11 protein-coding genes are annotated in these 13031 nt (G+C 74.1%); 4 read left to right on the plus strand and 7 right to left on the minus strand.

Annotation, left to right across the window (positions count from 1 at the left end; all coding sequences use genetic code 11):
* The 6 genes from hpf to ahcY all read right to left on the minus strand — a co-directional run bounded on the left by hpf (position 1) and on the right by ahcY (position 7518).
* A complete protein-coding gene (gene hpf, locus ACI79Q_RS13260; protein WP_456589925.1) occupies positions 1-684 on the minus strand; it encodes a ribosome hibernation-promoting factor, HPF/YfiA family in 684 nt (227 codons plus the stop codon).
* A gap of 40 nt (positions 685-724) precedes the next feature.
* Positions 725-1510, minus strand: coding sequence for a ComF family protein (locus tag ACI79Q_RS13265; RefSeq protein WP_456589926.1), 786 nt, complete (start codon positions 1508-1510; stop codon positions 725-727).
* An 85-nt stretch (positions 1511-1595) separates the two neighbouring features.
* Positions 1596-3299 carry an LpqB family beta-propeller domain-containing protein gene (locus tag ACI79Q_RS13270; RefSeq protein ID WP_456613630.1) on the minus strand — a complete coding sequence of 568 codons (1704 nt, stop codon included), beginning with the start codon at positions 3297-3299 and terminating at the stop codon, positions 1596-1598.
* 20 nt (positions 3300-3319) lie between these two features.
* The gene (mtrB, locus tag ACI79Q_RS13275; RefSeq protein WP_456589928.1) at positions 3320-5047 is read right to left on the minus strand and encodes an MtrAB system histidine kinase MtrB; all 1728 of its coding nucleotides are present in this window, start codon (positions 5045-5047) and stop codon (positions 3320-3322) included.
* Between the two features lie 85 nt (positions 5048-5132).
* Positions 5133-5849: an MtrAB system response regulator MtrA gene (gene mtrA, locus ACI79Q_RS13280; RefSeq protein WP_456589929.1), complete on the minus strand. Its 717-nt coding sequence runs from the start codon at positions 5847-5849 to the stop codon at positions 5133-5135.
* A 184-nt stretch (positions 5850-6033) separates the two neighbouring features.
* Positions 6034-7518, minus strand: coding sequence for an adenosylhomocysteinase (gene ahcY, locus ACI79Q_RS13285; protein WP_456597088.1), 1485 nt, complete (start codon positions 7516-7518; stop codon positions 6034-6036).
* Between the two features lie 506 nt (positions 7519-8024).
* Here ahcY and ACI79Q_RS13290 point away from each other — a divergent pair.
* From ACI79Q_RS13290 to ACI79Q_RS13305, 4 genes are all read left to right on the plus strand, one after another.
* Positions 8025-8768, plus strand: a complete 744-nt coding sequence (locus ACI79Q_RS13290; RefSeq protein WP_456599937.1) for an Atu4866 domain-containing protein — start codon at positions 8025-8027, stop codon at positions 8766-8768.
* Entirely contained in the window at positions 8765-10156 is a 1392-nt protein-coding gene (locus tag ACI79Q_RS13295) for an amidohydrolase family protein (protein WP_456614827.1), read from the plus strand. Before ACI79Q_RS13290 ends, ACI79Q_RS13295 begins: the two co-directional genes overlap by 4 nt.
* Entirely contained in the window at positions 10153-10791 is a 639-nt protein-coding gene (locus tag ACI79Q_RS13300) for an Atu4866 domain-containing protein (RefSeq protein WP_456614828.1), read from the plus strand. The genes ACI79Q_RS13295 and ACI79Q_RS13300 overlap by 4 nt, the downstream gene beginning before the upstream one ends.
* A 104-nt stretch (positions 10792-10895) precedes the next feature.
* Positions 10896-11741, plus strand: coding sequence for a helix-turn-helix domain-containing protein (locus tag ACI79Q_RS13305; RefSeq protein WP_456614829.1), 846 nt, complete (start codon positions 10896-10898; stop codon positions 11739-11741).
* A 340-nt stretch (positions 11742-12081) separates the two neighbouring features.
* On the opposite strand, the gene ACI79Q_RS13310 is transcribed toward ACI79Q_RS13305, so the two are convergent.
* Entirely contained in the window at positions 12082-12996 is a 915-nt protein-coding gene (locus ACI79Q_RS13310) for a GmrSD restriction endonuclease domain-containing protein (protein WP_456614830.1), read from the minus strand.
* Positions 12997-13031 lie beyond the last annotated feature (35 nt).

Raw genomic sequence — 13031 nt, forward strand, 5'->3', positions numbered from 1 at the left:
TCAGGCGCTCGCCGTTTGCTTCACCGCGGACGCCGGCGCGGCGCCGTCCGAGGCCACGGGGGCCAGGCGGATGAGGCCGTAGTCGTACGCGTGCCGGCGGTAGACGACCGTCGGCTGGCCGGTGTCGGCGCACTGGAACAGGAAGAAGTCGTGGCCGACCAGCTCCATCTCGTGGAGGGCCTGGTCGACGGTCATCGGTGTCGCGGGGTGGTGCTTCTCCCGCACGATCTGGCCGGGCAGGTGCTCGTCGAGGTCGGTGACGTGGGTGCCGGAGGCCAGTTCGCGGTCGAGCTGGAGCTGCTGCTCGATGGTCAGCTCGGGATTGCCGGCGTCCAGCGCGGCACCGTTGAGGCGCACGCTGTCGGGGGTCCGCCGGCCGTGGTGCACCCGGCGACGGTCGGCCGCCCGACGCAGCCGGTTGTCCAGCTTGCCCGAGGCCAGGTCGAGCGCAGCGTAGAAGTCCGGGCCCGCCGCCTCGGCGCGGATCACCGGCCCCTTGCCGCGCAGGGTGATCTCCACCCGCTGGCAGCTGGCCGACTGGCGCGGGTTCTTCTCGTGGAAGAGCTCGACGTCGATGCGGGACAGCTTGGCGTCGAACCGCTCGAGCTGGCCGACCTTGTCCTCGACGTGCTGGCGGTAGTGCTCGGGGACCTCGACGTTGCGACCACGGACCACGATCTCCATGGGACCTCCCGGTTGGGGACGGGCGTTGGTCGCTTCGACGCTAGTCCCTCCCCCTGGACCGCGACAGTCGATCGAGGTCGTGGTGGACGACCGTCCCGATCCGGTACGCGGGGCTCCCCGCAGCGCCCCGCGCCGGGCCTGCCGGCGTCCGAGGGGTGGCCGCGACGACCGCCGCGACCACCCCGCCCGCAGCCCCCCGGGCGGCTCCCAGCGCCCGCGCCGCCTCCGTCAGCGTGGCGCCCGTGGTCACCACGTCGTCGACCAGCACCAGCAGCGCACCGGGCGTCGGCGGCGGGCCGGTGACCTCGAAGGTGCCGGCCAGGTTGGCCCGCCGCTCGGCGGTGGACAACCCCGACGAGTCCCGGACGCGGCCGCGCCGGCGCAGCAGCCGGCACTCCTGCGCCGACACCCCGGCCGCGCGCAGCTCGAGCACCGCCCGCCCGGTCAGCTCGCGCACGTGGTCGCGGCCCCGGGCCCGGAGGGCCGCCCGCGACGCGGGTACCGGCACCAGCAGCAGCGGTGGCTCCCCGGCCACCCCGATCCGGACCCCGGCGACCGCCAGGGCGAGCGCGGTGCCCAGCGGCGCGGCCAGCTCCGCACGGCCGTGCTCCTTGAACGCGTTGACCACCGGGCGCACCGGTCCCGCGTAGACCGCGGCGGCGACCGTCGGCGGGAAGCCCGCGGGGAACCGCCGGGGCGAGGCGAGGTGCGGTACGGCCAGCAGCCGCGCGCAGCGGGTGCAGAGCACGGCGCCGGGGAGCCCGCACCCCGCGCAGGTGCGGGGCAGGACCAGGTCGGCCAGCGCCGACAGCACCCCGGAGCCCACCGGGCCAGCCTGCCGGGTGGCGCGGGCACGAGGTGGACGCCGCTTCCGGGTTGTGGACGGCGGTGCACCTCAGGACGGGTGCACCTCAGGACGGGTAGAAGGGCGCCGTCCCCGGCAGCGGCTCCTCCCCGCGGACCAGGGTCACCCACCTCCCGCCGGACAGCTGCCAGATGTCGGCGCCGGTGCTCACCAGCGGCTGGCGCGACGGGGCGGCCGCCAGCGCGGTGGGCTGTCTGGGCAGCCCCGAGGTCGGCACCGGGCTCAGGCCCCAGCCGTCCACACCCACCGAGTACGGGACGATGCGGTCCTGACCCTCGTCGCCGGCCAGCACCAGCAGCTCGCCGCTGTCCCGCCAGCCGACGTCGACGACGCCGGACAGGGTCGGCGCCACGGCGCGCAGGTCGCGGAGCACGACGGCGCCGTCCGCGTCCGAGCGGACGACGGTGCCGACGTGGAGCCGGCGCCCCTGGCTGCCCTCCACCACCACGGCGGCCCGGACGCCGTCGGGCGAGAGCTGCAGCACGTCGGCCCGCCCGAGGCCGGGGAGGGTGGGAGCGGCGACCGGCTGCGGCGGCCCTCCGGCGGGAACGCGGACCAGCTCCGCGCCGTCCCGCACCACCCAGGCCTCCGTGCGGGTCGCGGCGACCGTGGGTGCGCTGAGCGTGCGGCCGTCGAGCACCGGCGCCAGCTCGCCGCCGTAGGGGCCGGCGAGCAGCGTGGCGCCCGTGCCGTCGGCGCGGACACCTGTGAGGAAGTTCAGCTCACCGCCGGCCGCCGCGACGGCGGCGCTCTCCAGCGCGTAGACGCCCTCTCCGGCCGGTCCGGGAACCGGGTCGCCCCGTGGGACCGTGCGGACGGCCCCCGCATCGATGTAGTGGCCGACCCCGTCGACGGGTACGGCGTCCGGGTCGAAGGACGCCCAGTCCTCGGCGGTCTGCCGCTGCGGCACCCCGTCGGGGGCGATCGGTTCCCCGTCGAGCAGGACGACGACGTTGACGATCCGCGGCCGGACCAGCTGCTGCAGGCTCCACACCAGCTGCGCGCAGATCTCGGCGAGGAGCGGCGCCGGCTCGGCCGGCAGACCCGTGAGCTCCACGGTGGCCGTCTGCCCCTCGACGGTCACCGACCGCTCCAGTTCCACGCCGCTCAGCGGGTTGAGGACGCCGGCGGCCAGCGCCGGCGACGGGCCGGCGATCAGCCGTTCCACCATCACCGTGGGCTGGGACTCGCCGCGGATGAGGTAGCGCGGGTCGGGGACCACGCGCGACCCGGTGGGGTCGAGGAAGTAGGCGGCGACCTCGTCGTACAGCCGCCGGAAGTCCGGCTCGAGCATGATCAGCCCGTCCGGCGGGTTGCTGATCCGCCACTCGCCGTCGACTCGCTCCAGGGTGAAATCCCGGGTGAAGACGCCCCGCTCGGCCACGGTGAACACGCCGCGGGGATCGACCGTGCCGATCAGGTTGGCGGTCACGGTGACCGCGCCCTCGTCGGTCGTCACGACCGCGTAGTCGCTGCCGATGATGCTGATGCCGCTCGTGTCGTCCCAGGACTCCCGCGCCGCCGGGGTCAGGTACTCCCGGGCCACGGGGTGACGGCGCACGGTGCTGGCCGCCGCGTCGATGAACTGGCGGACGATCTCCTCGGTGCTGGCCCCGGGGGCCGGCGCGATCGGTTCGATGCCGACCGCCTCCGGCACCCGGGCCGGCGCCTGGGTGATCAGCACCGTCGGTGAGTCGGTGGGCACCGTCGAACACGCGACCAGCGTCAGCAGCGCCGTCAGCAACGCCACGGCGACCGACGCACGCCGCCTCACCGCGCCGCGCCTGGTCGCTGGAGCCTCACCGGACGCAGCGGCAGGGGCGAGCTGGTCAGATCCCCGCCGGCCACCAGCGGCAGGGTGAGCCGGAACTGGGCGCCGGCGCCGGGCTGCCCCCACACCTGCAGCCAACCGCCGTGCAGACGGGCGTCCTCCAGGCTGATCGACAGCCCGAGGCCGCTGCCGCCGACCGTGCGCACCCGCGAGGGGTCGGCGCGCCAGAACCGGTCGAACACGTGCTGCGCCTCGCCGGAGCTCAGCCCGACCCCGTGGTCGCGCACGGTCACCGCGGCCGCCGACCGGTTGGCGGCCAGCGTGATCTCCACCGGGCGCCCGGCACCGTGCTCGATGGCGTTGCCGACGAGGTTGCGCAGGATGCGCTCGACCCGGCGGACGTCCACCTCGGCCAGGACCGCCTCGGCCGGCCGGGTGACCCGCAGCTCGCAGCCGTGACGCTCGGCGAGCGAGCTCATCCCGTCGACGACCCGGCCGACCAGCGCACCCATGTCGGTCGGGGTCGAGTCGAGCACGGCCGCGCCGGCGTCGTAGCGGCTGATCTCCAGCAGGTCGGTGAGCAGCGCCTCGAACCGGTCGAGCTCGGCGCGCAGCAGCTCGGCCGAGCGGGCGACGTGCGCCGGGAAGTCCTCCCGGGCCTCGTGCAGGATCTCCGCCGCCATCTGCACGGTGGTCAGCGGGGTGCGCAGCTCGTGGGACACGTCCGAGGTGAACCGTTGCTGCAGCTGGGACAACCCCTCCAGCTGCGTGATCTGCCGCTGCAGGCTGTCGGCCATCGCGTTGAAGCTGGTCGCCAGCCGGGCGAGGTCGTCCTCGCCCCGCACCTCCATCCGCTCCTCGAGCTGACCTTCGGCCAGCCGCTGGGCGGTGCCGGCGGCCTGTCGCACCGGGTCGACCACCAGCCGGGTGACCAGGACGCCGATGCCGACCACGAGCAGCGTGAGCGCCACCCCGCTGATGACCACCGTGCTCCGGATCAGCTGGAGGCTCTCCTGCTCCTGCTGCAGCGGGAAGACGTAGTACAGCTCGATCCGGTCGGGCCCCTGCGCGTCGCCGCTGACCGGCGCCCCCACCAGCAGGCCGGGCCGGGGGTCACCGGACTCGCCGGGCACCCGGTGGTACTTCGACGCCTGGTTGCCGGCGTCGACCGCCGACCGCAGCTCGGGGGGCAGCGCGGCGTACAGGGGCCGGCGGTTGGTGGCCGGGACCTCTGCCCCGCCGCTCGGCCGGTAGATCATGACGACGTCGAAGTCGCCGGCCGCGCCACCGCGGTCCAGCAGCCGGTTCACCGTGCGCTCGAGGGTGGCGCGGACGCTGGCGGCGTCCCCGGTGGCGATGCCGGCCAGCTCGCTCTGGGCGTACACGACGCCCGCCTGCACCTGGTCGACCGCCGCGTCGCGCTTCACCCGCAGCAGCTGGTCGCGGATCTGGCTGAACAGCACCATGCTCACGATCAGCACGACCGTGCCGGCGAGGAGCATGGTGATCGCGCCGATCCGCACCTGCAGCGACGACCGCCAGGCCTGCGCCGCCCGCGAGCCGAGAGCACCGGCGGTGCGCCGCACGCGGCGGCGCACCTGCCCGGCGCGGCGGCGCAGCCCGCGCCCTACCCGGAGGAGCTCCTCGCGCGCCCCTGGGCCGCGCCCGGGATCCGGTGAGTACTGCCCGGACCCGGCGCCCGTCTCGGGGGTCCGGGTGGCGGTCACCGCCTCAGTGTCCCTCAGCCGGCTGCCGATCCCGGGACTCCGCGCCCAGCGGGCACCGCTCCGCTCACGGTGCATCCGGATCCGCTCACGGAGGCCCGGCCTTGTAGCCCACCCCGCGCACGGTCAGCACGACCTCGGGCTTCTCCGGATCGCGCTCGACCTTCGCCCGCAGCCGCTGCACGTGCACGTTGACCAGGCGGGTGTCCGCCGCGTGCCGGTAGCCCCACACCTGCTCCAGCAGGAGCTCCCGGGTGAACACCTGACGCGGCTTGCGCGCCAGCGCCACCAGCAGGTCGAACTCCAGCGGGGTGAGCGCGATGGGGACGCCGTCCCGGGTGACCTGGTGCGCGGGGACGTCGATCTGCACGTCGCCGATGCTCAGGTTCTCCGCCTGCCCGGTCTCCCCCCGGCGCAGCTGCGCACGCACGCGGGCCACCAGCTCGACGGGCTTGAACGGCTTGGTGACGTAGTCGTCGGCGCCGGCCTCCAGCCCCTGGACGACGTCGATCGTGTCGCCCTTCGCGGTGAGCATGACGATGGGCACCGTCGACTGGGTCCGGATGTCCTGACAGATCTGCAGACCGTTGCGGCCGGGCAGCATCAGGTCCAGCAGCACGAGGTCGGGCCTGGTCTGCTGGAAGACGCCGACAGCGCGGTTGCCGTCGGAGACGAAGGCCGGCTCGTACCCCTCGCGCCGCAGCACGATGCCGAGCATCTCGGCGAGGGCGGCGTCGTCGTCGACGACCAGGACACGGCCACGGCTGGGTCCGTTCTGCGGAGCAGTGGGGGGCACGGCGCCCATTCTGCGTGACGCACCCCCGAAAACGCTCTGCCCCGCCCGGAGAAGATCCCCCGGGCGGGGCGGAACAGGCTGATCAGGGCCGCAGATCGCCGCGCTGGGTCACGAGCGGCCGGCCCCTGTCAGGGACTGGAACGGCCCCCTCGCAGGGTCCCGCCGCGAGCGGTGGGGGCGAGGGGGTCCTTCCTCAGTAGCGGTAGTGGTCGCTCTTGTAGGGCCCCTCCACCGGGACGCCGATGTAGTCGGCCTGCACCTTGGTGAGCTGGGTGAGCTTCACGCCCAGCGCGTCGAGGTGCAGCCGGGCCACGTGCTCGTCGAGCTTCTTGGGCAGCACCGTGACGCCGGGGGTCTGCCCCTCGTAGGCGGCCCGGTTGTTCCACAGCTCGATCTGCGCCAGCACCTGGTTGGAGAACGACGCGCTCATCACGAAGCTGGGGTGCCCGGTGGCGTTGCCCAGGTTCAGCAGCCGGCCCTCGGAGAGCACGATGATCGTGTGGCCGTCGGCGAACCGCCACTCGTCCACCTGCGGCTTGATGGTGGTCCGCTCGATCCCCGGCGTGCGCGCCAGGCCGGCCATGTCGATCTCGTTGTCGAAGTGCCCGATGTTGCCGATGATCGCCTGGTGCTTGGTCCGGCTCAGCTGGTCGGCCGAGATGATGTCCTTGTTGCCGGTGGCCGTGATGATGATGTCGGCCTTGCCGATGACCTCGTCCAGCGTGGTCACCTCGTAGCCGTGCATCGCCGCCTGGAGGGCGTTGATCGGGTCGATCTCGGTGACGATGACCCGCGCACCCTGGCCGCGCAGCGACTCCGCGCAGCCCTTCCCGACGTCGCCGTAGCCGCAGACGACGGCGACCTTGCCGCCGATCATCACGTCGGTCGCGCGGTTGATGCCGTCGATCAGCGAGTGCCGGCAGCCGTAGAGGTTGTCGAACTTGCTCTTGGTCACCGAGTCGTTGACGTTGATCGCCGGGAAGAGCAGCCGGCCTTCGCGGGCGAGCTCGTACAGGCGCATGACGCCGGTGGTGGTCTCCTCGGTGACGCCGGTGATGCCCTGGCCGATGCGGGTCCAGTACTGGCCGTCCTCGGCGAGCGTGCCGCGCAGCACGTCGAGGATCACGCCGTACTCCTCGGAGTCGGCCTCGGTGGTGTCGGGGACGACGCCGTCGGCCTCGAAGCGGGTGCCCAGGTGGATCAGCAGGGTGGCGTCACCGCCGTCGTCGAGCAGCATGTTGGGGCCGACGACGTCGCCGTTCTCGTCGCGGAACTCGAACAGCCGCTGCGTGCACCACCAGTACTCCTCGAGCGTCTCGCCCTTCCAGGCGAAGACGGGCACGCCGGCCGGCTGCTCGGGGGTGCCGTCGCCGACGACGATCGCCGCCGCGGCGTGGTCCTGGGTGGAGAAGATGTTGCAGCTCACCCAGCGGACGTCGGCGCCCAGCGCCGTCAGCGTCTCGATGAGGACGGCGGTCTGCACGGTCATGTGCAGCGACCCGGCGATGCGGGCACCGGCCAGCGGCTGGGCATCGCCGTACTCGGCGCGGAGCGCCATCAGGCCGGGCATCTCGTGCTCGGCGAGCTGGATCTCCTTGCGGCCGAACGGCGCCAGGGAGAGGTCGGCGACCTTGAAGTCGCCGTCGGTCAGCGTGCGGGTGCCAGTGCTGGCGGTCATGTCGCTCCAGTGTCCGCGCCCGGGCCGTGGCCCGCGGGGCGCTACGGGGTGGTCTGAGAGAGCGAGCATGCCGAGGCTTCGGCGGGGCTCGTGCCGGCGTCCAGCTTAGACGCGCGGTCCGGGACGGGCGCCCGTCCCTGCTCACGCACGTCGGTTGTGCACCGCCTGCATCGGCTGGGCCGGCCGGCCCCCTGAAGGCGGCACTCACCCTTCGCCCGAGAACCACACCGCGCACCCCGCCGGTCGGTGGATCGAGGCCACGGCCGGGCGATGTCGCCCCCATGGTGATCGGGGCCTGATGCGGGGCTCGTCCCGGCGCTTCCACCGCAGACCCGCCCGCCCGTCGAGGTCACCCGCTCTCTCCCCCGGCAGCTCCAGGCCGTCCGTCGGCCGGTTGCCTCGGGGATCGCGCGCCGTAGAAGAGCCAGTTCCCCTTGCCGGGGTGCGGCACTCCCTGGGTGCATCGCGGCCTTCTCCGCCGTGTCGGGCCGCACGAGGGTGAAGCCATGCCCACCACCTTCCCCGCTTTCACGGCCGCCGGACTGGCCGCCGTCCGCGCCGGCGCCGATCGGCCGCTGCTGCTGACCAACGCGACGATCCACACCCTCGACCCGCTGATCGGCACCATGCACGACGCCGACGTGCTCCTCGGCGGCACGCTGGTCGTCGGCGTCGGGCCCGGCATCGTCACCGCGGCCGAGGACGACGGCGCCGTGGTCATCGACGCCACCGGCACCACCGTGCTCCCCGCCCGCCTCGACGCGACCACCACCCTCGGCGCCGTCGCGCGCGGCACCGGCCCCGGGACGCTCGCACCCGGCGCGGACGCCGACCTCGCCGTCGTGCCCGACGAGCACGCCCCGGACCTGGCCACGGCACTGCACACCGCGTTCACGCGGCCCGACCTACTGCTCGCAGTCCTGCAGGGGGGACGCCCAGTCCACTGGGCCGGCGACCCCCTCGGTTCCGTGCCGCCCCGCACCCGGCTGCAGCCCGACCGGCTCGCGGTCGACCCGGGCCGCGTAGGCGTGTGGGTCGACACCGGCGACTTCCTGCACCAGGAACTGACCGCCGACGGCCGCTACGACGAGACCCGCGGGGGCCGCCCGCACGCCTTCGCGGGCCGCTACTGGGTCGACGGTGACCGCATCGACTACCTCGACGACCTCGGCTTCTGGGCCTTCGGCCGGTTCGCCGACGACGCCTTGCACCACGCCGGCTACACCATGCACCGGAAGGACGCCCGATGAGCACCGACCCCGTCCTGGACGCACTGAACCGCTCCGCCACCGATCCCGACCGCCTCGTCCTGCTGCGCGGCGCGACCGTCGTGACGATGGATCCTGCGCTGGGAACCATCGACACCGGTGACGTCCTGGTGCGCGGGGCGCGCATCGTCGACGTCGGCCGCGACCTTCCGGACGCCGGGGCGATCGCCGTCGACGTGACCGGCAGCATCGTCGCCCCGGGCATGGTGGACACCCACCGGCACGCCTGGCAGGCACAGATGCGCCGCACCATCCCCGACGTCGACGACCTCGCCGGATACCTGCAGTCCACGCTCATGCACGTGGCGCCGACCTACGCCCCCGACGACGTGTACCTCGGCACACGCCTGGCCGCGCTGACCGCACTGGACGGCGGCATCACCACGATGCTCGACTTCTCGCACAACTCGCGCACCACCGCCCACTCGGACGCGGCGATCACCGCGCTGATCAACTCCGGCATCCGCGGTGTGCACGCCTCCATGGCCCCGCACTTCGGCGACTGGGACGGCCAGTGGCCCGCGGACCTGACCCGGCTGCGTTCGACCTACGTCCCCACCGACGACCAGTTGGTCACGCTGCGCGTGGCGGCACTGGCCACCGGAGACATCGCCGGGCACCTCGCCTACGGTCCCGACCTGGCTCGGGTCGCAGCCGACCTCGACATCGGCGTGAGCCTGGACGTCATGTTCGGTCAGGCCGCCTCCCGCGCCATCCTGGACTGGCAGGGGCAAGGGCTGCTCGGCCCGCACCTGGAGTCGATCCACTCCACGGCGCTGTCCGCGGACGCCTGGGCGGCGATGCGCGACCACGGCGTCACCGTCTCGCTGGCCCCCACCTCCGACGCCCAGATCGGGCTGGAGGACGCCGTCCCGCCGGTCGACGAGGCGCTCGCCCACGGGATCCGGCCCGGGCTGTCGGTGGACGTGGAGGTCGCGCTGGCCTCCGACATGTTCACCCAGATGCGGTCGCTGCTGACGATCCAACGCATGCGCGCGGTCAACGCCGCCTACGGCACCGGGCAGGCGCCCAGCCGCATCACCACCCGCGACGTGCTCGACTTCGCGACCCTGTCCGGGGCGCGCACGCTGCGGCTCGACGACCGCACCGGTTCCATCACCCCAGGAAAGCAGGCCGACCTCGTCATCGTGGACGCCGAGGCGATCAACACCATGCCGCTGCACGACGCCGTCGGAACCCTCGTGCTGGGCGCCGACCGCTCGAACATCACCTCGGTGTGGGTGGCCGGCCAGGTGCGCAAGTGGGACGGCGCCCTCGTCGGGGTGGACGTCGACGCCCTGCGCACCCAGGTGCACGACTCGGTCGCCGCGATCACCGAGCGTCTCGCCACCACCGGAGCCGGCCGGTGACCCCGCCCAACGCCGACACGTTCGTCGTCACGCGTGCGCACGTCAGGACCGGGTCCGGGACCGTGGCGCCCGGCGATCTGCACGTGGTCGGGGAGCGTCTGGCCGCGGGGCCGGCCGACCCCGGGGCGGAGGTGATCGACGCCGACGGCGCCTACGCCGTCCCGCTGCTGGTGGACAGCGCCGTGGCGCAGCTGCCGCCGGCCCGGCGCGGCGGGTACGACCTCGTGCCCGGCAACCCGGCCACCTTCGCCGTCGTGCGCCGCCCGGTCAGCGAGGCGCAGGTGCACAGCATGCTGGTCGTCGACCCGCAGGACCTGCTGGCGGTGTGGGTCGCCGGACACCTCGAGGCCTGGGACGGCGAGCCGACCCGGCCCGCGGGACAGGACGTCGCGGACCCGGCCGTCCGAGAGACGTGGGTGGGCACCTGGCACGACCCTGGCCGCGGCCTGCTGCAGCACCTGCGACCAGACGGCCGCTACTCCGAGACCCGGGGCGGGCGCGCCGACGCGTACACCGGCCGCTACTGGCTGCACGAGGACCGGGTCACCTACCTGGACGACTCCGGCTTCTGGGCGTTCGGCCAGCTGCTGGACGGCGTCCTTCACCACGCCGGGTTCGTGATGACCCGACGCTGAGCAGGCGGCGCGCCGGGCCGAGGGGCCCCGGCGCGCCGCGGCCGACGGCTGCCAGGGAGCACCAGGTCCTGGTTGCCGAGGTGAGCGGCCCCTACGGTCGGAACGTGCGCACCGCAGACCTCGGCCCGTTCCTCAAGGCCCGCCGCGGCCACCTCCAGCCCGACGACGTCGGGCTGACCGGGCACACCACCCGCCGCGTGCCCGGGCTGCGTCGCGAGGAGGTGGCGATGCTGGCCGGCGTCAGCGTGGACTACTACGCCCGCCTGGAGCAGGGCCGCGAACGCAACCCGTCACCGTCCGTGCTCAACGCGATCGCCAGCGCCCTGTGCCTCGACCCCGACCAGCGCGAGCACCTCTTCCGCCTGGCCCACCTGGCGCCCACCACCCTGGCGCCCACCACCCCGGCGCCGCCGCAGTCACTGCTGGACCTGCTCGAGGCGTGGCCGCACACCCCCGCGGTGATCATCAACCGGCAGCTCGACGTGCTGGCGCACAACGCCCTGGCCGGCGCCCTGTACTCGGACTTCGACCGGATCGACAACGTCGCCCGCATGACGTTCCTCGACCCGGTCGGCTCCAGCTTCTACGCCCACTGGGACCGAGCCGCGGAGTCCTGCGTGGCCAACCTGCGCCTGGCCCTGGGACACGTGGACTCCGCCGATGCCGTGCGCCGGCTGGTGGTCGAGCTCTCCACGGCCAGCTCCGCGTTCCGCCACCTGTGGGCCAAGCACGACGTACGCGGCAAGACGCACGACTCCAAGGCGTTCCGCCACCGCGACGTCGGCGACCTCGTCCTCGACCACCACACGCTCGACGTCAAGGGCTCACCCGGCCGCCAGCTCATCGTCTACCACGCCGCGCCCGGCTCGCCCAGCGCGGACAGGCTGCAGCTGCTCGCCTCCCTGCACGCCACGCCTTTGGCAGCGCCCGCGACCCCGGACGCCCCGTAGGCAGGCCAACCGTCCTCACCCCGACAGCACACCCAGCACCGGTCCCCACGGGTTCGGGGCCGGGCCGGTGCGCCCGGAACTCCTGCGCCAGTCCGGTCGCGCCTTCGGCTCGCCGTCCTGAACCACCCGCGAGACGTTCACCTGGCCCGAAGCCGACAGGGCCGCGTGGACGCCTCAGTGGCACGCCGACTGCAGCCCCGGCTCGACATCGAGGAACCGCGCCCGACCGGCGTGAGCCTCGTGGAGTGGCCTGCAGTGCTCGACGCGCCGCGAGCAGCGCGCCGGGCACGCGACGTCCCGGGAGCCAGGCGGCGGGCCCACCGGATCGTCGCGGCACACGTCAGGACTCGCAGCCCACCCCGTCCCCGTCGCCGTCGAACGCCTCCGAGAAGCCCGGCTCACCCCGGTGGATGGGCGCCGCTCCGGCGCCCCGTACCGCCGCGCAGTCGGCGTAGCGGGGCGCCGACGCGGACCGCGGGTCGGCTTCGGGAACGGTCGCCGCCGGCTGCGGGACGGGCAGCGGTGAATGGTCGGCGGACGGCAGCGGCTCGTCCGGACACCCCGCGAGTACCCCGGCCATGGCGTCGTGCTCGGCCGGAGTCACCCAGAGGCCGTGCGCGGCCTTCACGGCGATCTGCCGGGCCACGTAGGCGCACCGGTAGCCGCGGTCCGGCGGCAGCCAGGTGGCGGCGTCGCCGTCGCCCTTCTGCATGTTGAGCGGGCCGTCGACGGCGAGCAGGTTGAGCGGGTCGTTGGCGAACCGGACCCGCCGTGGCTCGTCCCAGCCCTGGGCGCCCTTCTGCCACGCGTCGGAGAGCGCGACCACGTGGTCGATCTGCACGTCGGCGCTGGTGTCCTGGCCGCGGAGGAAGGGGATCGTCTCCCCCGAGTAGGGGTCGGCGAGGGTGCCGGTGGCGACGACGCAGTCCCGGGTACCCGGCTGGAAGGTCTCCCCGGTCAGATCCCGGGCCAGGACGTCGTTGCGCGTGTCGCAGCCGTTGCGGTCGGTGTCGACCCAGCCCGCGCCGAACTGGTCCCGGCCGTAGCCGGTCTTCGGGGCGCGGCCCTTGACGTCCAGCTCGTCCAGCGCGGCGAGCGCGGAGCCGGTGACGAGCGCGGGCGCCGCCGTGGCCTCCGTGCGGTCGGCGCCCTCGCCGACGTCCGCCGCCTCGCAGCCGGCCGACGCCATCGCCACGCCGAACGCGAGGACCGCACCGGCGAGCCGACGGGACCGGGAACCGGGTCGTACGTGCACGCAACTCCCCCACCAGCCGGACGGCGACCGGCCCG

This window comes from Blastococcus sp. SYSU DS0828 (assembly GCF_054050975.1).